Consider the following 20936-nt stretch of genomic DNA (forward strand, 5'->3'; position numbering starts at 1 on the left):
AGAGCGAGTCGGGCGCTTGCCGGAGCGCCTCGATGGCTCGACACACCCGCCATGCCCAGATGCTTTCGCTCAGTTGGCACATGTCACCTCAATTAGTGATTGACTCATCATACCAGTTGGCTTAGCTGTTGATGGCTTGGGCAAGGATTCGCGAGAAGTACGAAGCCTGGGCGAGTGGAGGGACGGCGGGGGAGCAGCGATCGTTTGGGAAGCCGGCAACGGCATTTCAGCCCGAACCGATCAGCGGCCCGCGCTGCGCGACGAATTCGAATGCAGGGGCCTTGATTGATCAAGGCAATTTTTCAAACGGGAGGACATCATGAAACTCACACGCAGAATGACACTTGCGGCGTTCGCCGGCATGCTGGCGCTTGGCACGGCGGCGCCCGCCTATGCGGCCGACCTCATTGCCATCATCACGCCCTCGCATGACAATCCGTTCTTCAAGGCGGAAGCCGTCGGCGCCGAAGCCAAGGCCAAGGAACTCGGCTACGAAGCGCTTGTGCTCGTCCATGACGACGACGCCAACAAGCAATCCGAATTGATCGATACGGCGATCGGTCGCGGCGCCAAGGCGATCATCCTCGACAATGCCGGCGCCGACGCCACCGTCGCTGCCGTGCAGAAGGCCAAGGACGCAGGCGTGCCGTCGTTCCTGATCGATCGCGAGATCAACGCCACCGGCGTCGCCGTGGCTCAGATCGTCTCCAACAACTACCAGGGCGCCCAGCTCGGCGCGCAGGAGTTCGTCAAGCTGATGGGCGAGAAGGGCAATTTCGTCGAGCTGGTCGGCAAGGAATCCGATACCAATGCCGGCATTCGCTCGAAGGGCTATCATGACGTCATCGACGACTATCCGGACCTGAAGATGGTCGCCCAGCAATCGGCCAACTGGAGCCAGACGGAAGCCTATTCCAAGATGGAATCGATCCTGCAGGCCAACCCGGATATCAAGGGCGTCATCTCCGGCAACGACACGATGGCCATGGGCGCGTATGCGGCGCTGGTTGCGGCGAACCGCAAGGACGTCATCGTCGTCGGTTTCGACGGATCCAACGACGTGCGCGATTCGATCACCGCGGGCGGCATCAAGGCAACCGTGCTGCAGCCGGCCTATGCGCAGGCGCAGATGGCGGTCGAGCAGGCCAACGACTTCATCAAGAACAAGAAGTCGCCCGAGAAGGAAAAGCAGCTGATGGACTGCGTGTTGGTCAATGGCGACAATGCTTCCAAGCTGGAAACTTTTGCGCTTACCAACTGAGCCGGCGTGACATGAATAGCGAGGGGCGATCAAGGTCGTCCCTCGCCGCCATTTTCCGTGGGTGCCAATCACCATGCTCAACAGGCCATCATGCTGAACAACAAGCCGATCTGGCCGATGCTTGTCGTTGCAGTCGGCATCAGCCTGACCGCCTGCAAGATTTTGCCGACTCCCTCGGGGGATAGCGGCAGCGCTGCCGCCTTCAATCCGGACAAGATGGTCGAGGAGATCTGGGCCGCGAAGGTCGTGCCTTACCTCCAGCAGAAAGCCGGGCCGTTTGCCGAAGTCCACGCTCTGGCGAAAACCGATCCTGCTTCCGCCGGCGCCAAATATGGCAATCCGAAGAAGCAGGCGAATTCGCCATGGACCTTCGCGGTTCGCGTCGAGGGCAAGATCATCGCCGCCAACACGCAGTCGCGGGCAGCGACCATGGATGTCGATGTCGACGGCGACGGCAAGGCCGATGCGCGGGTACAGATCGGACCGGCGATGCGCGGAACCGCGCTGCGCGACAGCCTCGATTTCATCCAGTTCAACGATTTTACCAACCAGATCGACTTCGCCCAGTTCGGCAAGGCGTTCAACGCCTATGCCGTCAAGGCCGTGCTTGCCAAACTGCCGCGTGACGCCTTGGAGGGCCGGACCGCCAAGGTCCTCGGCGCCTATACGCTCGAAAACGGCCAGGACCTGCCGCTGGTGACGCCGGCGGAGGCAGAAATCGGGCCGAAGCCATGAGCGCTGCGGTTGCTCACGATGTCATCCTGAAACTGGAGGACGTCTCCAAGGTCTATTCCGGCACCGTCGCGGTCAAGCGCGCGAATTTCGAGGTGCGCAAGGGCGCCGTCAATGTGCTGGTCGGCGAAAACGGCGCCGGCAAATCGACGCTGATGAAGATTATCGCCGGCGTCGAACAGCCGACGCTCGGCCGGATCCTCCTGGAAGGGGAGGAGGTCTCCTTCTCGTCATCGGGCGACGCGGTGAACCGCGGCATCGGCATGGTGTTCCAGGAGCTGAACCTGTTTGGCAATATGACCGTCGCCGAGAACATCTTCGCCACGCGCGAGATCACCAACCGGTTCCGCAAGATCGACCGCAAGGAGCAGGAGCGTCGCGCGGCGCAATTTCTCGAACGCCTGCAGGCCGGGATAAGGCCCGACATGCTGGTCGAGGATCTGCGCATCGGCCAGCAGCAGCTGGTCGAGATCGCCAAGGCGGTTTCGCTCGATGCGCGCATCCTGATCATGGACGAGCCGACCTCGGCGCTCAGTGCGGCGGAAGTCGAGATCCTGTTCAAGGTGATCGCCGACCTCAAGGCGCGCGGCGTGGCGATCGTCTACATCTCGCACCGGCTGGAAGAACTGATCCGCATCGGCGACTACATCACCGTGCTGCGCGATGGGCACATCACCGGCCAGGAGGAGATGAAAAACGTCGACACCCGGTGGATCGTGCGGCAGATGATCGGCTCCGACGCCAAGGATTTCGCCAAGGCCGACGGCCATGTTCCCGGCGAAGAGATATTCCGCGCCGAGGACATCTGCCTGCCGCGCGCGACCGGCGGACTGGCGGTCGATCACGTTTCGCTGTCGCTGCGCGCCGGCGAGATCCTCGGCATATACGGCCTGATGGGCGCTGGGCGCAGCGAGCTGTTCGACTGCATCATGGGCCGCCATGGCCAGGCTACCGGCGCGATCTTCATCGCCGGCAAAAAGGTCAAGGAGCGCGACACGACGCGGCGCATCCGGCGCGGGCTGGCGCTGATCCCCGAAGACCGCCAACGCGAAGGGCTGGTGTCGATCCTGTCCGTCGCCAGCAATCTGACACTGGCCAGCCTGTCGCGGTTTGTCCGCCTGTTCCACATTCGCGGCGGCCAGGAGAAGCAGGCGGTGACGCAGATGGTGCGGGAACTGGCGATCAAAGTCGCCGACCCGGCGCAGGAGGTCTCATCGCTGTCGGGCGGCAACCAGCAAAAGGTGGTGATCGGCAAGGCGCTGCTCACCGGGCCTAAGGTGCTGCTGATGGACGAGCCCAGCCGCGGTATCGATGTCGGCGCCAAGGCCGACGTCTTCGGCACCATGCGCAAGCTGTCGCGCGACGGGCTCGGCATTCTGTTCGCCACCTCGGATCTCGATGAGGTGATGGCGCTGTCCGACCGCATCGCGGTGATGAGCAATGGAAAACTGACGGGCATGTTCGATCGCGCCGAGGCGACGGAGGCAGCCCTTGTCGCCGCCTCGGCACTTGGCCACGGACCGGCCCCGCACACGGAGAACCCATGACTGACATCCCGGCCAAGGCGGCTGTCTCCTCCGTTTCGAGCGGCTCGCTGCTGCTGACGCTGATGAAGGCGAGGACCTTCATCGCGCTGATCGCCGTCTTGATCTTCTTCTCGATCGCGGCGCCGAATTTCCTGTCGACCGCCAACCTGATCCTGATGTCGAAACATGTGGCGCTGAACGCCTTCCTCGCCATGGGCATGACCTTCGTCATCATCACCGGCGGCATCGACCTGTCGGTCGGCTCGATCGTCGGCCTGTGCGGAATGGTCGCCGGCTACCTCGTGCTGAACGGCATCGACCTGCAATTCGGCTACACTATCTATTTCAACGTCGTCGACATCGCGCTGATCACGCTGGCGGTCGGCATATTGATCGGCGCCGTCAACGGATTGCTGATCACCAGGCTGAACGTCGCGCCGTTCATCGCCACACTCGGCGTGCTCTATGTCGCGCGCGGCCTTGCATTGCTGTCGTCGGACGGCCGCACCTTCCCGAACCTCGTCGGCAAGCCGGAGCTTGGCACCACCGGGTTTGGTTTCCTCGGCGCCGGGCGGCTGCTCGGCCTGCCGGTGGCGATCTGGATCCTGATCGTCGTCGCGCTGGCTGCGGCCTATCTCGCCAAATACACGCCGCTCGGCCGCCACATCTTCGCCGTCGGCGGCAATGAACGGGCATCGCGAATTTCGGGCGTCCGTGTCAATATGGTGAAAATGTTCGTCTACATGTTCTCCGGTTTCTGCGCGGCGATCGTCGGCCTGATCATCTCGTCGGAACTGATGGCCTCGCACCCGGCAACGGGCGAAAGTTTCGAGCTCAACGCCATCGCGGCGGCAGTGCTCGGCGGCACCTCGATGTCGGGTGGGCGAGGCACGATCGGCGGCACCATTGTCGGCGCCTTCGTCATCGGCATTCTTTCGGACGGGTTGGTGATGATGGGCGTGAGTTCGTTCTGGCAGATGGTGATTAAGGGCCTCGTCATCATCGTCGCCGTCGTCGTCGACCAGGCGCAGCGCCGGCTGCAGAGCCGGGTGACGCTGATGCAGATGGCAAAAGCAGGCTGAACATGGCGGAGTTGCGGGGAGGGCTCATCGGCTGCGGCTTCTTTGCCGTCAACCAGATGCATGCCTGGCGCGACATAGAGGGCGCCGCGATCGTCGCCATCTGCGACCGCGACCCCGAGCGGCTGCGCATCATCGGCGACCAGTTCGGCATCGGACAGCGCTACATCGACGCGGCGGAGATGTTTGCAAGCGAGAAGCTCGACTTCGTCGATATCGCCACCACCGCGCCCAGCCATCGTCCGCTGGTCGAGATGGCGGCGCTGCACCGTGTGCCGGCGATTTGCCAAAAGCCGTTCGCGCCGACGCTTGCGGACGCCGTGGCGATGGTGAAGGCATGCGCCGATGCCGGCGTGAAGCTGATGGTGCATGAGAATTTTCGCTGGCAGTCGGCGATCCAGGCGGTGCGCGCCGTGCTCGACAGCGGTGAGATCGGTACGCCGTTCTTCGGACGCATCTCCTTCCGCTCCGCCTATGACGTGTTTTCAGGCCAGCCCTATCTCGCCAAGGGAAAGCGCTTCATCATCGAGGACCTCGGTATCCACATCCTGGACATAGCCCGTTTTCTACTGGGCGACGTGTCGACGATCACGACGCGAACCGCGCGCATCAACCCCGGCATCGCGGGCGAAGATGTCGCGACGATGCTGATGGACCACAAGAGCGGGGCGACGTCAGTGGTCGACTGTAGCTACGCGACGAAGCTCGCCACCGAACCGTTTCCCGAAACGCTGATCGAGATCGACGGCAGCGACGGCACGATCCGCTTGGCGCAGGGATATCGGCTCACCGTCACCGGCAAGAGCGGAACAGTGGTCAGCGATGTCTCGCCGCCGCTGCTGCCCTGGGCATCGCGACCCTGGCACAACATCCAGGAGAGCGTCGTCGCCATCCAGCAACACTGGGTCGACTGCCTGGCAGAGGGAACCGAGCCCGCGACCTCGGGCGCCGACAATCTCAGGACATTCGCGCTGGTCGAGGCGGCCTATCTGGGCGCCGCGAGCCACGAACCTGTCCACCTGGACGCCTTGCTGACATGACAGCCGACGCCTTCCTCCTCTATGGCACGCATGCTGTCGAGGCGGAGCCCGTCAGGCTGAGTGCGGGCCTGCTCAGCACCGACTTTGTCAACGGCAATCTGCGCACCATCCGTTACGGCGGCATCGAAGTGCTGCGCGCCATCGCCTACATCGTGCGCGACCGCGACTGGGGCACTTACGAGCCTGAGCTGACCGACCTTGTCATCAAAGAGGGAGCCGACACTTTCTCGGTCAGCTACACGGCAAAGTGCACCGGGCCGGGCGATAGCCGGCTCGGCTTCCACGCCATGATCAAAGGCTCAGCCGACGGTCGTCTTGTCTTCGACGTAGCTGCTCTGCCCGAAAGCGATTTCGAGACCAACCGCTGCGGCTTCTGCATCCTGCATCCGATCGCCGGCCTCGCCGGCAGTGCGGTGACGGTCGAGCATACCGACGGCAGCGTGGTGGCGACGAACCTGCCACTGCTGATCGATCCATGGCAGCCTTTCAAGGATTTGCGCGCGATCACTCATGAGGTCCGGCCGGGCATCACTGCCGAATGCCGGATGGAGGGCGACACTTTCGAGATGGAGGACCAGCGCAACTGGTCGGACGCGTCCTACAAGACCTATGTGCGGCCACTGGCGCTGCCTTGGCCCTATGTGCTGCCGGCCGGCCAAACTGTAAGCCAGACGGTCAGCCTGCGCATCACCGGCGAGGGGAGAATGTCGGCCGCAGCATCTGCCGCCGAACCGGTCCGCGTCGAGGTCGGTGAGGCCGGGCAGAGGCTGCCGGATATCGGCGTGATCATCTACCCGGATGAGGTCGAAGCAGCGCTCGCAAATCTTTCGACATTGACTGAGCTCGGCCCGCAGCAACTTGTCTTCCACTACGATCCGACGCGCGGCCACGGTCTCGAAGCATTGCGGTCTTATGCAAGGCTCACTGCTGCCTATCCAGTCGGCACCACACTCGAATGCATCGTTGCCTGCGCGGGCGATCTCGACGCTGAACTTTCAGCCGTCGCGAACCTGGTGCGTCAAGCCGGGTTGAAGCTTTCGGCCATTGCCGTCTCGCCTTCGGTTGACCGGCAGTCGACACCGCCGGGCAGTGCGTGGCCGGACTGTCCGCCGCTCGAAGACGTCTATGACGCGGCGCGGCGCGCCTTTCCCGATATCCGGCTTGGTGGCGGCATGTTCAGCTATTTCACCGAGCTCAACCGCAAGCGCGTGCCGGGGGGCCTGCTCGATTTCGTCACTCACTGCACGTGCCCGATCGTGCACGCCGCCGACGATCTCAGCGTCATGCAGTCGCTGGAGGCGCTGCCCTCCATAACCGCGTCGGCGCGGGCGATCTTTGGGGAAAAGCCTTACCGCATCGGTCCATCGACGATCGCCATGCGCCAGAACCCCTATGGCGGCGCGACCAAGGGCAATCCCGGGGGACAGCGCATCGCCATGGCCGATCGCGACCCTCGTCATGCCGGCCTGTTCGCAGCCGCATGGGCGATCGGCTATGCCGCGCGTGTCGCGCCGGCTGGGCTGGAACTGCTCACGCTGTCCGGCTTCGCCGGGCCCTTCGGCGTGCTCGCAGCATCCGGCGAACCCGTCGCGGAAGGATCGCCTCGGCCGATCTTCGATGCCATCAAGGGGCTTTGCGAACTGGCCGGCCTTGCGCATGTGGCGGCAAGGACGAGCGATGAGACCAAGGTGCTGGCATTGGCCGGCCGCCCCGCTTCGGGCAAGACCATCGTGTGGCTGGCGAACCTGACAGCGGACGATGTACCGGTCCACATCTCAGCGTTTGGCCGAGGCCAACTCGCGATGACACCCTACGCGATCACGCGGATCGGCTGAAATCAGTTGCCGGAGTTCATCACATACAGCGCGCGCGAGCGCTCGAGATGCTTGATCATCGCCTTCTCGGCGCCGTCGGCATCCTTCTTCTCGATGCGGCCAATGATCTCTTCATGCTCGGTCAGCGTGAACTGTTCCTTGCCGGTCCAGATCAGCATTTCGGTGTGATATTCCTTCAGCCAACCGAGCATCGCTTCGCTCACGGCGACATAGATCGGGTTGCCGGAGATCGCCGCGATCTGGGTATGAAACTTCATGTCGGCGGAGATAAAGGCCTCGGAATCGCCGCGAAAACCGCGCTGTTCGGCAACGGTGGCGCGTAGCCGCTGAACGTCCTCGGCGGTGGCGTTTTCGGCGGCTTCCCTGACCATGCCGCGCTCGAAGAAGATGCGCGCGGTTTTCAGGTGTTCCAGCGTGTCCTTCGAGGACGACAGGATGATCTTGGCGGCGCCGTCGACCTGCTTGATGATCGACTTCGCGGTCAGTTGCAGCACCTTGGCGCGTTCCCCATGCGAGATCGCGACGAGGCCCATATTGCTCAGCGCCTGCATCGCCTCGCGGATCGCGGGACGGCCGACCTCGAAGCGCTCCATCAACTCGCGCTCCGACGGCATGTCGTCGCCCGGCGTCAATTCTCCGCTGGTGATCAGGCGCTTCAGCCGCAAAAACACTTCGTCGGAAAGTTTGCGCCGGACGATCGGCTCCGAACGGTTCATCGTCGCGAATCACTCCCTTGACCTGTCTCTATCTAGCATTGCCACAGCCATTCCCGGAATGGCCGTCGCCCCCATCGACCATAGCCGCAAGACAGGATATCACTTGCAAAGCTTATGTACTCATTATACCAGATTTCGACGACCAAGGAACTCTTTTCGAACCCCCTGCGGCCTTAGACAACGAACCATGATCACGCTCACCTACCGCATCGAGACATCAGGCAGCATCGAGACGCTGGCAGCCAAGATCGCCAGCGACCAGTCGACTGGAACCTTCGTCGCGCTGCCCGGCGAGACCGAGGAACTGAAAGCCCGGGTGGCCGCGCGTGTCCTGGCCATTCGGCACCTGCCGGACGCACTTCGCCCTTCCATTCCCGAGGCCGGTAACGGGCCGTTCAAGCGCGCGGATGTCGACATCGCCTTTCCATTCGATGCCATCGGCCACGACCTGTCGGCTCTGATGACCATTGCCATCGGCGGCGCCTATTCGATCAAGGGCCTGTCCGGCATTCGCGTTGTCGACATGAAGCTGCCGGAGCAATTCCGCGGCGCGCATCCAGGTCCGCAATTCGGCGTCGCCGGCAGCCGCAGGCTGACAGGTGTCACGGATCGGCCGATCATCGGCACCATCGTCAAGCCGGCGCTGGGGCTGCGGCCCCCCGAGACCGCCGCGATGGTGGGCGAGCTGATCGCCGCCGGTGTCGATTTCATCAAGGACGATGAGAAGCTGATGAGCCCAGCCTATTCGCCGCTGGCGGAGCGGGTAAAGGCAATCATGCCGCTGATCCTCGACCACGAGCAGAGGACCGGCAAGAAGGTGATGTATGCCTTCGGCATCTCGCATGCCGACCCGGACGAGATGATGCGCAATCACGATCTGGTGGCCAAGGCCGGCGGTAATTGCGCGGTGGTCAACATCAACTCCGTCGGTTTCGGTGGCCTGGCCTTCTTGAGAAAACGCTCCAGCCTGGTGCTTCACGCTCATCGCAACGGCTGGGACATCCTCACCCGCCATCCCGGCCTCGGTATGAACTTCAAGGTCTGGCAACAGTTCTGGCGGCTGCTCGGCGTCGACCAGTTCCAGATCAACGGCATCCAATCGAAATACTGGGAGCCGGACGCGTCTTTCGTCGAGTCCTTCAAGGCGGTGACGACGTCGATTTTTGCGCCTGAGGATTGCGCCTTGCCTGTGGCGGGCTCCGGCCAATGGGGCGGGCAAGCGCCCGAGACCTATGAACGGACCGGCCGGACGGTCGATCTGCTCTATCTGTGCGGCGGCGGCATCGTCAGCCATCCGGATGGACCGGGCGCCGGGGTGCGTGCCGTGCAGCAGGCCTGGCAAGCTGCGGTCGACGGCATTCCGCTGGCGGAGTTCGCCTTGAGCCATCCCGAACTGGCGCGGTCGATCGAAAAGTTCGGCGACGGCAAAGCGGCCTGAAGCGATGCAAGATCTGCTTCTCAGCTATTATGGCGATGACCTCACCGGTTCGACCGACGTCATGGAAGCGCTCGAACTCGGCGGCGTGCCGACCGTGCTGTTCATGCGCCAGCCGGACGCGGCCATGCTTGCGCAGTTCGCACATTGCCGAGCCGTTGGCCTGGCCGGCACCAGCCGCAGCGAGACGCCACAATGGATGGACACGCATCTGAGCGATGCCTTCGCTTGGCTGAAGACGCTGAATGCCGCGATCTGTCACTACAAGGTCTGCTCGACCTTCGATTCCAGTCCGACGATCGGCAGCATCGGTCGCGCCATCGAGATCGGCCGCTCGGTTTTCGCTCAGGACAGCGTGCCGCTGCTGGTTGGGGCGCCGCAGCTCAAGCGTTACACCGCCTTTGGACATTTGTTCGCGGCCTATCGTGAAAAGTATTTCCGCATCGACCGCCATCCGGTGATGAGCCGCCACCCGACGACGCCGATGGATGAATCCGACCTGCTGATCCATCTGTCGCGGCAGACGGAGCTCACATCGGGGCTGGTCGATCTCGCGACGTTGCAGTCGGTGTCGCGCTCGGAAGCCTTCGACCGCTTGCTCGCTGAGGGCACCGACATCGTACTTGTCGATGTCGACAGCCTCGAGACGCAGGCGCTTGCCGGCAAGGAGATATGGCGCGCCCGCAAGCCGGGCGGTTCGTTCGTCGTCGGCTCGTCCGGGATCGAATATGCGCTGCTGGCCGAATGGGTGTCGAACGGGACGGTCAGAGCTGAACCAAAATTTTCACCGCCGGGTGCTGCCGACCGGATCGCGGTCGTCTCGGGCAGTTGTTCGCCGACGACAGAACGACAGATCCGTCACGCTTTGACTGACGGCTTCGACGGCATCGAGGTCGATCCCGTCGAACTGGTCTCCGAAGCTTCCGGAGATGCGATCGCACGCGCAGCAGCAGCCGGTCGCGCCAGCCTGGAAGGCGGACGCAGCGTCGTTCTCTACACGGCCCTTGGACCCGCGGCCGATAGGGGGGGCGACATCGACCGCCAGGAAGGCGCCCGCCACAAGCTCGGGCGGGGCCTCGGCGAACTGCTTCGCGCGCTGACCATCGAGCAGAAGTTGCAGCGCGTGGTCGTTGCCGGCGGCGATACGTCGAGCCACGCGCTCGGCCAGATGGGTGTCGATGCGCTGACCGTGCGGATGCCGTTGCCGGCGTCGCCGGGCTCGCCGCTTTGCGTCGCTCACTCGCGCGTCAAGGCGATCGATGGGCTGGAGGTGGCACTCAAGGGCGGGCAGGTTGGAACCGACCGCTATTTCAGCGCCATCCGTGACGGCCTTAGCAGCTGATTACGCGTCGCCTGGCAACCGCGAGATCCATCCGTGGCTCCCTGGCGCCGAAGCCTTTTTGTCGCGTATGTTGACGTTAAATTCACATAAAGATATGAGTTCTTTGTTGCGGCGAGGTGCTTTTGCCGTTTGTCCCCCTTGCTCAATCGGGGTTGTCGCCATGTGTTTCGCCCTTGCATCAGACTGCAGGATCGCCCTGTAGCAATCGCCAGTTGCTGAAAGAGGCGGTGATCATGCCCAGCCTGCTCGGAATCGATAACGGCCTCACGGTCACCAAGGCGGTCATCTTCGATGCCGACGGCACGCAATTGTCCGTGGCCCGTCGCCGGGTGCCGCAATCGATGCCCCACGCGCGCTGGGTGGAGCGCGACATGTCAGGCCTGTGGCAAGCAACAGCCGACGCCATCAAGGAGGCGATCGCGCTCTCCGGCAGGCCGGCGGAAGACATCAAGGCGGTGGCGGCGACCGCGCATGGCGATGGTCTCTATCTGCTCGATCATGATCGTCAGCCTTTGGGACCAGGCATCCTGTCGCTCGACAGCCGCGCCGGCGACATTGTCGAAAGGTGGTCCGCCGGTACCGTTTTCACCGATGCACTGGCGACGACAGGCCAGACGCCGCATGTTTCGGCGCCGTCGGCGCTGCTGGCGTGGCTTAAGCAGAACGATCCTGATCGCTATGGCCGCATCGGCCATGTGCTGGCCTGCAAGGACTGGCTGCGCTTTTGCCTGACCGGCACGATCGGGACCGACCGCACGGAGGCCAGCACTTCATTCACGGATTTTCGCACGCAAGCCTATGCGCCTGAAGCGCTGCGCATCTTCGGGTTGGAGGATCTGTTCAACGCGCTGCCGCCGGTGGCGCATTCCGCTGACATCGCCGGTCAAGTCACAGCCGATGCCGCCGAAAGGACCGGCCTTCGCAGGGGAACACCGGTCGCCTGCGGCCTGCACGACGTGGCCGCCTCGGCGCTTGGCATGGGCGGCCATGAAGACGGCGTGCTCGCCATCGTCGCCGGCACGTATTCCATCAACGAAGTCGTCTCTTCGCAACCGCGCGTCGACCGACGTTGGTTCTGCCGCAACGCCATCGATGCGGGGCGTTGGAACAACATGTCGATCTCGCCGGCCTCGACCGCGAACTACGACTGGTTTCTCGACACTTTCTGTCGCTTGGAGCAAGACAGGACAAACGCGGATGGCGGCTCGCTCCACGAATTGCTGGCGGGAGAGATCGACGCGGCGTTGAAGAAGCCTTCGACCATCCTGTTTCATCCCTATCTGTTCGGCTCTCCCTATGGCGATTTGGCCAGCGGCAGCTTTGTCGGCCTGCATGGCTGGCACAATCGCGGCGACATGCTGAAGGCGGTTCTGGAAGGCATCGCCTTCAATCACCGCACCCATGTCGAGGCTTTGCGCGACGGCTTTGCCGTCAGCGAGATCCGCCTGACCGGCGGCGGTTCGCGCAATCCTGCTTTCGTCCAGATGTTTGCCAACGTGCTGAACGCCCCGGTCACCGTCACCTCGACGGATGAGACCGCGGCCCTCGGTGCCGCGCTTTGCGCAGGTGCTGCGGTCGGCTTGTTCAAGACGCCGCAAGAGGGCGCCAGGCAGGTCGGCATGACGGAGCGGACGTACCAAACCGTGCCCGCCTCCAGTGCTGTGTTCAATGAGCGGTTTTCGCTCTACTGCCGCATAGCCGAGCAGCTGAAGTCGCATTGGCCTGATATCGAAAGGCTGGCGGGGGTAAACGCATGATCAAGGCCGACGAACGACGCGAAGAGATCGCCGATTATGTGATCAAGCTCGGCCAGGTGCGCATCGATGATCTGGTCGAGCATTTCGGCGTGTCGCGCATGACCATCCACCGGCATATCGACCGGCTGGCGCAGCAGGGCGTGCTGCGCAAGCTGCACGGTGCGGTGACGGTCCAGCCTTCCGGCCTCTACGAGAGCGCTTTCCGCTACCGGGTGACCGTCAATCGAGCCGAGAAGGATGCACTGGCGCGGGCGGCACTGGATTATATCGAGGCCGGCCAGGTGGTGATGCTGGACGATTCATCGACGGCAAACGCGGTCGCGACGCTGCTGCTCGACGTCAAGCCGCTGACCGTCATTTCCAACAGCGTCTCGACGGCGGGCCAATTGATCAATGTGGACGATATCGATTTCATCTGCCTCGGCGGCCAGTATCACGGCACCTACAATGCCTATATCGGCATCGTCTGCGAGAACGCCGTGGCGCAGTTGCGCGCCAATGTGCTGATCTGTTCGGCTTCGGCCGTCACCGGAACCACGGCTTTCATCCAGGATCCGAATGTCGTGCGGGTCAAGCAGGCGATGATGACCGCCTCCGTGAAGCGCATCCTTTTGGTCGACCACGCAAAATTCGACCGGATCGCGCTGCATGTCTTCGACGATCTGACCAGTTTCGACGCCGTGCTGGTGACCGAGGGCCTGGGCGATGCGCAGGCGCAGAGCCTCGAACGGGCGGGGGTGAAGTTGCGCATCGTCAAGACGAAGGCGCCATGAACCCAGCAGATGGAGCCGGGGCGGACAATCCCGCCGGGCGTCTCGCCGCGATGGCCGGGACCGGCGAAGTCGACGTCGTCATTCTTGGCGCCGGCATCAACGGGGCTGGGCTGTTTCGCGATCTGTGCGCGCAAGGTGTCAGCTGCCTGATCGTCGAAAAGGCGGATTTCGGCTCGGGCACCAGTGCCGCGCCGTCGAGGCTCATCCACGGCGGCTTGAAATATCTCGAGACCGGCGAGTTCGGGCTGGTGGCGCAGTCGACGCTCGAACGCAATCTGCTTCTTCAAAACGCGCCGCACTATGTCAGCCCGCTGCCGACCGTCATCCCGATCTTCTCGTGGAGCAAGGGCATGCTCGCGGCGTTGCGAACGCTGTTCGGCTCGACCAGCGCGCCGCGCAGCCGCGGCGCCATACTGATCAAGATCGGCTTGATGATCTACGATTTCTACGGTTCACGAAACCAGGTCATGCCGCGCCACCGCATGGTCGGGCGGCGGCAGGCGCTTGTTGAGATGCCGGCGCTCAATCCGGCGATCGTCGCCACCGGCACCTACTACGACGCCAAGATAAGTCACCCGGAAAGGCTGGTGCTGGAACTGATCCTCGACGGCTTGCAGGCTCACGCGGCGTCTGCCGGTGCCAACTACACGACACTGGCGGCTTCAGCCAATGGCGTGCTCACATTCCAGCCGGAAAACGGCGCGGCCTTTTCGGTGCGGCCGAAGCTGGTGGTGAACGCCGCCGGTCCGTGGATCGACGACGTCAACGCGCTGCTTGGTGCTCCATCGAAGATGATCGGCGGCACCAAGGGCTCGCATATCCTGTTAAGGCATGACGAACTGGTCAAAAGCCTCGCCGGGCGCATGCTCTATTTCGAGGCCGATGACGGCCGCATCTGCCTGGTCTACGACTATCTCGGCCTGGCGCTGGTCGGCTCGACCGACATCAAGGCCGACAATCCGGACGCGGTCCGCTGCGAACCCGAAGAAGTCGACTATCTGCTCGACAGCGTGCGAACGCTGCTGCCGGGCATGGCGTTCGAGCGCGACCAGATCGTCTACGCCTATAGCGGCATCCGGCCGCTGCCGACGTCCGAGGCGTCGACACCAGGGCTGATCAGCCGCGATCATTCAGCGCCGGTCGCCGAGCCGGACGGCAACAGGCCCTTTGCAGTCATTTCGCTGGTCGGCGGCAAATGGACGACGTTCCGCGGCTTTGCCGAGGAAGTCGCTGACACGGTACTCAAGCGCCTGCAGCGCAGCCGCAAGGTGACGACGCGAGCCATGCCGATCGGCGGCGGGAGGAATTTTCCGGCCAATGCCGCCGCGCGCGCGGACTGGCTGGCTAAGGCACAGCAGGCAACAGGCGCCGGGGAAAGGCGCCTTGACCAATTGCTGTCGCGCTACGGGACCAGAGCCGTTGAGATCGCCAGGCACGGGTCGGATGATGAGGGTCGTCGTCTGCCGGACTCGGACGGCTACGGCAAGGCGGAAATCGACTACATCGTGCGCAACGAATTCGTCGAACATCTGGCCGATGTCGTTATGCGCCGCAGCACGTTGGCGATAGGCGGCTCGCTGACGAGCCGCGACCTGCAGGAGATTGCCGCGATCGCGGGGCGGGCGTTGGGGTGGAGCACCGAGCGCCTCACGCGGGAGGTCGAATCCGCTGTTGTCGAGCTCGAGGGCAGGAATCTGATGCGGCTGGACTGATCGCTTGATCGCCGACGCCTAGCTTTTCCTGAGGCAATCCGATCGATTTGCCCTTGTTGCGCCGTGTGCATCACCTTCCCATTTTGCACCCGGATTGGGATTTGCCGGCGCCTACGGGCTCATGCTGTCACTGGATACGGTAACACAAATTGACGTTAAATTAACACTACCGTATGGTCATATTATATGCTTACCTTCTAATAGGCTCGCGTTGGCTGCGGAACGTCGGCTGAGGCAACCATCTGCGGAGGGATTGACAGCGGTGCAAAGGTATGAAAATTTTTGCACACAAAGATAATATTATCACCCTGGGGAGGGGATGGCTTGAATTCCGGCGGAAGCGCAAACCGCGACCATGAATCCAGCCTCGCCACGCGCGCGGCCTGGCTGCACTATGCCGGTGGTCTGACCCAGGCCCAGGTGGCCAAGCGGCTTGGCCTGACCAGCCTCAAGGCGCATAGGCTGATCACCAAGGCCAACCAGGAAGGTCTGGTCAGGGTCTTCATCGACGGCGACGTCGCCGAATGCGTCGACCTGGAACAGCGCCTGATCGCCGCCTTTGGGCTCCACTATTGCGAGGTGGTTCCCGATCTCGATCAGGACGAACTGCCGCTGAAGGGGCTGGGCATTGCAGGCGCCCAGTTCCTGAAGCGCGAAATCGATCGCGGCGAAGACATGCTGATCGGCGTCGGCCATGGCCGCACGCTTGCCGCCAGCGTCGAATATCTGACGCGCGCAACTGCTGCTCACATCCGTTTCGTCTCGCTGCTTGGCGGCGTGACGCGCAAATTCGCCGCCAACCCGCACGACGTCATGCATCGCCTGGCAGAGCGGACAGGCGCGCAGGCCTTTGTGATGCCGGTGCCTTTTGTCGCCAATACCGCCGAGGACCGTGAAGTGCTGCTTGGCCAACGCGGCATCAGCGATGTGTTCGCTCTCGCCAGCCGGTCCGACCTGATGTTCGTCGGAATAGGCACGGCCGAGCGGGAGGCGTCGCTGGTCGCCACCGGCATGATCGAGCCTTCCGAAATCGATGAGGTCAAGCGGGACGGCGGCGTTGGTGAATTGCTGGCGCATTTCTTCGACGACAAGGGTGGTCCGGTCGAAACGGCGCTGTCGGAAAGAATACTGGCGCTTCCGCGGGATCAGTTGAAGGGCCGCAGGATCGTTGCCGTCGCCGGCGGCAAGGTGAAGGTGCGCGCCATCAAGGCAGTACTCGAAAGCCGTTATCTCAGCGGCCTGATCACCGACGAATGCACGGCCCGCGCGCTGGTCGAGCTCGACGATGCAGCCGGGACCGCGAAGCGCCGCGTGAACGGAGGAACTTCGAATGCGTGACAACGGAAAATCGCTGGTGGTTGCATCATGAGCGCGAAGGCTGCCACCGCCCGGCAAGCTTCGCCCCGCTTGCGCCGGGTGCTTGCCGGCGCCGCGGTTGTGGTTCTGCTCGGCGCCATGGCGCTCGACACCAAGGTGATCAAGATCGGCTCTGCCGGCGATGTCCGCAACGCCGTGTTTTCGGCGGCCGACTACGGCAAATCTGAATTCCCCAAGGTGCAAGCCGATGTCGAAGCGCGTGCCGCCGACGCCGCGACGGTGGCGACGGCGATCGCCAAGGACAGGGCGACGGCCGAAAAGGAATATGGCGTGCCGGCGGGAGTCGGACCGGTCATCTCGGTCAAGTTCACCGGCGTCGTCGGCGAGGGAAAATCGGGCATCTACAAGGTCGCCGTCGACGGTTTGCCGGACACGTTGACCGTCCGCGTACAGACTGGGCCGGCGATCAACGGCACCGAGCTTCGCGACGCCACCGGCAAGATCACCTTTGGTCAGTTCACCAACCAGATCGAGTATCAGGACGCCGGCTCGGCGCTGAACAACGAGATGAAGAAGGAGGTGCTGGCGAAAGTCGACACCAGCGCCTTGACCGGCAAGACAATAGCGGTGGTCGGCGTCTTCAAGCTGGTCAATCCGAAGAGCTGGCTGGTCACACCGGTGAGGCTGGACGTCAAATGACAATGGCTGCCGGCACAGAACCCGCGACTGGCGATGCCGTGCTTTCGGCGCGCAATGTCGTCATGTCGTATGGCGGCGTCCACGCGCTCAAGGGCGTCAATTTCGACATCCATCGCGGCAAGGTCACCACCCTGTTCGGAGAGAATGGCGCCGGCAAATCGACGCTGATGAAGATCCTGTCCGGCGTGGTGACGCCGACATCCGGCGACATCGTACTCGACGGCAATCTCGTCAGCTTTGCCTCGTCTTCAGACGCGCGCGATCGCGGCATTTCGATCATCCACCAGGAGCTCAGCCTGGCGCCGAACCTCAGCGTTCGCGACAACATCTTCATGGGCCGCGAACTGCGCACCAGAACCGGCCTCGACTTCGCCGAGGAGTCGCGCCAGGCGCGGGCGCTGATGGCCGACCTCGAAGAAGACATCGATCCGATGACCCTGGTCGAGGACCTGCGCCTGGGGCAGCAGCAGATCGTCGAGATCGCACGCGCGCTGTCGGTCGATTCCCGCATCCTGATCATGGACGAGCCGACCTCCGCGCTGAGCGCCACGGAGGTCGAAGTGCTGTTCAAGGTGATCCGCGACCTGACCAGCCGCGGCGTCTCCATCGTCTACATCTCGCATCACCTCGAAGAGGCGCTGCAGATCACCGACTACGCCGTCGTGCTGCGTGACGGGGCGATCACGGCGACGGCCGAGGCCAAGGACATCGACCTCGAATGGATCGTCCGCAACATGGTGGGCGAGAATTTCGATCTCGGCTCGCCGCCGACCGGCCACGAGTTCGGCGCGGTGGCGCTGTCGATCGAGGATGTCAGCGTCACCGACGCTTCGGGTTCAGGCTACGTCGTCGATCATCTGTCGCTGGATGTCAAAGCGGGCGAGATCGTCTGCATCTATGGGCTGATGGGCGCGGGCCGCACGGAATTGCTGGAGGCCGTCGCCGGCCGTGTGCCCATGGCGGGCGGGCGGGCGCTGCTGGAGGGTGAGGACGTTTCGGGACTGACCATTGCCCAGCGCATCGCCCGAGGTCTGGTTCTGGTCCCCGAGGATCGCCAGCGCGATGGCCTGGTTCAGACCATGACCGTCGGCCGCAACCTGTCGCTTGCCAGCATCGAGGCATTCGCCAAGGGGCTCTTCCTCTCCCGGCAGAGGGAGCGCGCACTGATCGACGATTCGATCCGCAAGGTGACCATCAAGACCGCGGGCGGCAACGCCATGATCGGATCGCTGTCGGGCGGCAACCAGCAGAAGGTCGTCATAGGCAAGATGCTAACGACAGATCCCAAGGTCATCCTTCTCGACGAGCCGAGCCGCGGCATCGACGTCGGTGCCAAGGCCGAAGTCTTTCGCTTGCTCAGCGAGCGCGCCGCGCAAGGCTTGGCGGTCGTCTTCTCGACCTCGGAGGTCAATGAGTGCCTCAGCATCGCTCACCGCATCGTCGTCATGCGGCGCGGCAAGATTTCCGCCGAATTCGACGCCAACGCCACCAAAGAGCAGATCATGGCCGCCTCCGGCGAAGCCGTGGTCGCCTGACCATAGAATTTTTCGGAGCCCCGACCCATGAGCGATGTCAGCCAGGCCAGCAAACAGTCCAGCCCCAATGCGGGCGGAGAGGGCTTCGACGTGGCCAAGCTGCTGCTCGAAGGCCGGGCCTTCTTTGCCCTGATCGTCATCATCGTCGTCTTCTCGATCCTGTCGCCCTATTACCTCTCGGTGGCGAATTTCCTGACCATGGCCTCGCATGTCGCCATCTTCGGGATTCTCGCCGTCGGCATGCTGCTGGTCATCCTCAATGGCGGCATCGACCTGTCGGTCGGCTCGACCCTCGGGCTTGCCGGCGTCGTCGCTGGGTTTCTGATGCAGGGCGTGACGCTGACCTGGCTGGGCGTCGTTCTCTACCCGCCGGTCTGGGTGGTCGCGGTGCTGGCCTGCATGCTGGGTGCGGCCGTCGGGCTTATCAACGGCGTGCTGATCGCGCGGTTCAAGGTTCCGGCCTTCGTCGCCACGCTCGGCGTCATGTACATGGCGCGCGGCCTGGCACTGCTGATGACCAGCGGCCTGACCTACAACAATCTCGGCGGCAAGCCGGAGTTGGGCAACACCGGTTTCGATGCTCTCGGCTTCAACCGCCTGTTCGGCGTGCCGACCGGCGTGGTGGTGCTGGCGGTCATCGCGCTGATCGGCAGCATCGTCCTGAACCGCACCGCCTTTGGACGCTGGCTCTACGCCTCGGGCGGCAATGAGCGCGCCGCCGAACTCTCCGGCGTTCCGGTCAAGACCGTGCAGATTTCGGTCTATGTGCTGTCGGGCATCTGCGCCGCCATTGCCGGCCTGATCCTGTCCTCGCAGCTGACCTCGGCCGGACCGACCGCGGGCACCACCTACGAATTGACGGCCATCGCCGCAGTCGTCATCGGCGGCGCCGCACTCACCGGCGGGCGCGGCAACATTCGTGGCACCCTGCTCGGAGCCTTCGTCATCGGCTTCCTGTCCGACGGTCTGGTGATCATCGGCATCTCATCCTACTGGCAGACAGTGTTCACCGGCGCCGTCATCGTACTCGCCGTGCTCCTCAATGCCGTTCAGTATCGCCGCCGTAGCAAGCTTCCAGCTTCGACGGGCGGCCAACCGACTTCTCAGAAACGGGGGAAGGCCGAACCGGCCAATCCTGCCCAAGGGAAGACTGCCAGATGAACTGGCAGCAACACCGCGTAAATCATTGGAGGAATGTACATGAAAATCGTGCTTAGAAGTTTGCTTGCCGCCGCGATGGTGGTCGGGTTTAGCGCAGCCGCATCGGCCGCAGGCCTGATCTCGATCATCGTCAACGATCCGGCCAACCCGTACTGGCTGACCGAGGGCAACGTCGCCAAGGCGGAAGCCGAGAAGCTTGGCTATACGGCCAACGTCGCCGCCCACAAGGGCGACACCAACACGGAAAGCAATCTGATCGACACCGCCATCACCAACAAGTCGGTGGCGATCATCCTCGACCCGGCCAATGCCGATGGTTCGGTCGGCGCGGTGAAGAAGGCGATTGCCGCCAACATCCCGGTTTTCCTCGTCAATGCCGAGATCAACCAGGAAGGCCTCGCCAAGGGACAGCTCGTCTCCAACAACGCGCAAGGAGCGGCTCTCGGTGCCCAGCAGTGGGTGCAGGCGGTTGGTGAAAAGGGCAAATATGTCGAACTGCTCGGCGCTCCGTCGGACAACAACGCCGCCACGCGCTCGAACGGCTACGCGACCGTGCTCAGCCAGTATCCGGATCTCGAAAAGGCCGCTTCGCAGGTCGCCAACTGGGATCGTACCCAGGGCCACGACAAGATGCAGAGCATGCTGCAGGCCAATCCAGACATCATCGCCGTGATCAGCGGCAATGATGAAATGGCGCTCGGCGCGGTTGCGGCACTGAAGGAAGCCGGCAAGCTGGCCGGCATCAAGGTCGGCGGCTTCGACGGCTCGCCGGATGCGGTTGCGGCGATCAAGTCCGGCGAACTGCAGTACACCGTGCTGCAGCCGGTTGCCATCTTCTCCGCCAAGGCCGTGCAGCAGGCCGACTCGTTCATCAAGACGGGCGCCACCGGCGCCACCAGCGAGAAGCAGCTGTTTGATTGCCTTCTCATCACCAAGGACAATGTGGACAAGTACACCGCGCCCTTCGTGCTGTCGGAATAAACCTGCACAGGGGGTGTCCTTGCGGACACTCCCTG

At 63.3% G+C, this 20936-nt stretch carries 17 protein-coding genes; 16 read left to right on the forward strand and 1 reads right to left on the reverse strand.

Annotation, left to right across the window (positions count from 1 at the left end; all coding sequences use genetic code 11):
* The first annotated feature begins 319 nt into the window (after positions 1–319).
* From NKH22_RS00700 to apnL, 6 genes are all read left to right on the forward strand, one after another.
* A complete protein-coding gene (locus tag NKH22_RS00700; protein ID WP_023730740.1) occupies positions 320–1261 on the forward strand; it encodes a D-ribose ABC transporter substrate-binding protein in 942 nt (313 codons plus the stop codon).
* Between the two features lie 90 nt (positions 1262–1351).
* Positions 1352–1996 (forward strand): DUF2291 family protein, encoded by a 645-nt coding sequence (locus tag NKH22_RS00705; protein WP_352908687.1) that lies wholly within the window; start codon positions 1352–1354, stop codon positions 1994–1996.
* Positions 1993–3540 (forward strand): sugar ABC transporter ATP-binding protein, encoded by a 1548-nt coding sequence (locus NKH22_RS00710; protein ID WP_023691075.1) that lies wholly within the window; start codon positions 1993–1995, stop codon positions 3538–3540. The genes NKH22_RS00705 and NKH22_RS00710 overlap by 4 nt, the downstream gene beginning before the upstream one ends.
* Complete coding sequence (locus NKH22_RS00715; protein WP_023691076.1) at positions 3537–4601, forward strand: ABC transporter permease; 1065 nt, start codon at positions 3537–3539, stop codon at positions 4599–4601. The genes NKH22_RS00710 and NKH22_RS00715 overlap by 4 nt, the downstream gene beginning before the upstream one ends.
* Positions 4602–4603: 2 nt before the next feature.
* Positions 4604–5638 (forward strand): Gfo/Idh/MocA family protein, encoded by a 1035-nt coding sequence (locus NKH22_RS00720; RefSeq protein WP_023691077.1) that lies wholly within the window; start codon positions 4604–4606, stop codon positions 5636–5638.
* The gene (gene apnL / locus NKH22_RS00725) at positions 5635–7473 is read left to right on the forward strand and encodes a D-apionate lactonase (protein ID WP_023691078.1); all 1839 of its coding nucleotides are present in this window, start codon (positions 5635–5637) and stop codon (positions 7471–7473) included. The genes NKH22_RS00720 and apnL overlap by 4 nt, the downstream gene beginning before the upstream one ends.
* A gap of 2 nt (positions 7474–7475) precedes the next feature.
* On the opposite strand, the gene NKH22_RS00730 is transcribed toward apnL, so the two are convergent.
* Entirely contained in the window at positions 7476–8189 is a 714-nt protein-coding gene (locus NKH22_RS00730) for a transcriptional regulator NanR (RefSeq protein ID WP_023691079.1), read from the reverse strand.
* Positions 8190–8376: 187 nt separating this feature from the next.
* Here NKH22_RS00730 and oiaX point away from each other — a divergent pair, with 187 nt between their 5' ends.
* The 10 genes from oiaX to NKH22_RS00780 all read left to right on the forward strand — a co-directional run bounded on the left by oiaX (position 8377) and on the right by NKH22_RS00780 (position 20901).
* A complete protein-coding gene (gene oiaX, locus NKH22_RS00735; RefSeq protein WP_023691080.1) occupies positions 8377–9627 on the forward strand; it encodes a 3-oxo-isoapionate-4-phosphate decarboxylase OiaX in 1251 nt (416 codons plus the stop codon).
* 4 nt (positions 9628–9631) lie between these two features.
* Positions 9632–10966: a four-carbon acid sugar kinase family protein gene (locus NKH22_RS00740; RefSeq protein ID WP_352908689.1), complete on the forward strand. Its 1335-nt coding sequence runs from the start codon at positions 9632–9634 to the stop codon at positions 10964–10966.
* Between the two features lie 233 nt (positions 10967–11199).
* Positions 11200–12723, forward strand: coding sequence for an FGGY-family carbohydrate kinase (locus NKH22_RS00745; protein ID WP_023829897.1), 1524 nt, complete (start codon positions 11200–11202; stop codon positions 12721–12723).
* Positions 12720–13496, forward strand: coding sequence for a DeoR/GlpR family DNA-binding transcription regulator (locus NKH22_RS00750; RefSeq protein ID WP_031194761.1), 777 nt, complete (start codon positions 12720–12722; stop codon positions 13494–13496). Before NKH22_RS00745 ends, NKH22_RS00750 begins: the two co-directional genes overlap by 4 nt.
* On the forward strand, positions 13493–15208 hold the full coding sequence (locus NKH22_RS00755; RefSeq protein ID WP_023753379.1) for a glycerol-3-phosphate dehydrogenase/oxidase: 1716 nt from the start codon (positions 13493–13495) through the stop codon (positions 15206–15208). Before NKH22_RS00750 ends, NKH22_RS00755 begins: the two co-directional genes overlap by 4 nt.
* A gap of 324 nt (positions 15209–15532) precedes the next feature.
* The gene (locus tag NKH22_RS00760; protein ID WP_023701690.1) at positions 15533–16546 is read left to right on the forward strand and encodes a sugar-binding transcriptional regulator; all 1014 of its coding nucleotides are present in this window, start codon (positions 15533–15535) and stop codon (positions 16544–16546) included.
* 27 nt (positions 16547–16573) lie between these two features.
* A complete protein-coding gene (locus NKH22_RS00765; RefSeq protein ID WP_023714401.1) occupies positions 16574–17224 on the forward strand; it encodes a DUF2291 family protein in 651 nt (216 codons plus the stop codon).
* A complete protein-coding gene (locus NKH22_RS00770; protein WP_352908690.1) occupies positions 17221–18759 on the forward strand; it encodes a sugar ABC transporter ATP-binding protein in 1539 nt (512 codons plus the stop codon). The genes NKH22_RS00765 and NKH22_RS00770 overlap by 4 nt, the downstream gene beginning before the upstream one ends.
* A gap of 27 nt (positions 18760–18786) precedes the next feature.
* Positions 18787–19920 (forward strand): ABC transporter permease, encoded by a 1134-nt coding sequence (locus NKH22_RS00775; protein WP_023725668.1) that lies wholly within the window; start codon positions 18787–18789, stop codon positions 19918–19920.
* A gap of 39 nt (positions 19921–19959) precedes the next feature.
* A complete protein-coding gene (locus NKH22_RS00780; RefSeq protein WP_081726801.1) occupies positions 19960–20901 on the forward strand; it encodes a D-ribose ABC transporter substrate-binding protein in 942 nt (313 codons plus the stop codon).
* Positions 20902–20936 lie beyond the last annotated feature (35 nt).

Source organism: Mesorhizobium sp. M1252 (assembly GCF_040318265.1).
In the GTDB taxonomy this organism is placed as follows: domain Bacteria; phylum Pseudomonadota; class Alphaproteobacteria; order Rhizobiales; family Rhizobiaceae; genus Mesorhizobium.

What these genes read in the sequence shown, in the direction of transcription:
- NKH22_RS00700 (WP_023730740.1), top strand. Translation starts at nt 320, where the DNA reads ATGAAACTCACACGCAGAATGACACTTGCGGCGTTCGCCGGCATGCTG.
- NKH22_RS00705 (WP_352908687.1), top strand. Translation starts at nt 1,352, where the DNA reads ATGCTGAACAACAAGCCGATCTGGCCGATGCTTGTCGTTGCAGTCGGC.
- NKH22_RS00710 (WP_023691075.1), top strand. Translation starts at nt 1,993, where the DNA reads ATGAGCGCTGCGGTTGCTCACGATGTCATCCTGAAACTGGAGGACGTC.
- NKH22_RS00715 (WP_023691076.1), top strand. Translation starts at nt 3,537, where the DNA reads ATGACTGACATCCCGGCCAAGGCGGCTGTCTCCTCCGTTTCGAGCGGC.
- NKH22_RS00720 (WP_023691077.1), top strand. Translation starts at nt 4,604, where the DNA reads ATGGCGGAGTTGCGGGGAGGGCTCATCGGCTGCGGCTTCTTTGCCGTC.
- apnL (WP_023691078.1), top strand. Translation starts at nt 5,635, where the DNA reads ATGACAGCCGACGCCTTCCTCCTCTATGGCACGCATGCTGTCGAGGCG.
- NKH22_RS00730 (WP_023691079.1), bottom strand. Translation starts at nt 8,189, where the DNA reads ATGAACCGTTCGGAGCCGATCGTCCGGCGCAAACTTTCCGACGAAGTG.
- oiaX (WP_023691080.1), top strand. Translation starts at nt 8,377, where the DNA reads ATGATCACGCTCACCTACCGCATCGAGACATCAGGCAGCATCGAGACG.
- NKH22_RS00740 (WP_352908689.1), top strand. Translation starts at nt 9,632, where the DNA reads ATGCAAGATCTGCTTCTCAGCTATTATGGCGATGACCTCACCGGTTCG.
- NKH22_RS00745 (WP_023829897.1), top strand. Translation starts at nt 11,200, where the DNA reads ATGCCCAGCCTGCTCGGAATCGATAACGGCCTCACGGTCACCAAGGCG.
- NKH22_RS00750 (WP_031194761.1), top strand. Translation starts at nt 12,720, where the DNA reads ATGATCAAGGCCGACGAACGACGCGAAGAGATCGCCGATTATGTGATC.
- NKH22_RS00755 (WP_023753379.1), top strand. Translation starts at nt 13,493, where the DNA reads ATGAACCCAGCAGATGGAGCCGGGGCGGACAATCCCGCCGGGCGTCTC.
- NKH22_RS00765 (WP_023714401.1), top strand. Translation starts at nt 16,574, where the DNA reads ATGAGCGCGAAGGCTGCCACCGCCCGGCAAGCTTCGCCCCGCTTGCGC.
- NKH22_RS00770 (WP_352908690.1), top strand. Translation starts at nt 17,221, where the DNA reads ATGACAATGGCTGCCGGCACAGAACCCGCGACTGGCGATGCCGTGCTT.
- NKH22_RS00775 (WP_023725668.1), top strand. Translation starts at nt 18,787, where the DNA reads ATGAGCGATGTCAGCCAGGCCAGCAAACAGTCCAGCCCCAATGCGGGC.
- NKH22_RS00780 (WP_081726801.1), top strand. Translation starts at nt 19,960, where the DNA reads ATGAAAATCGTGCTTAGAAGTTTGCTTGCCGCCGCGATGGTGGTCGGG.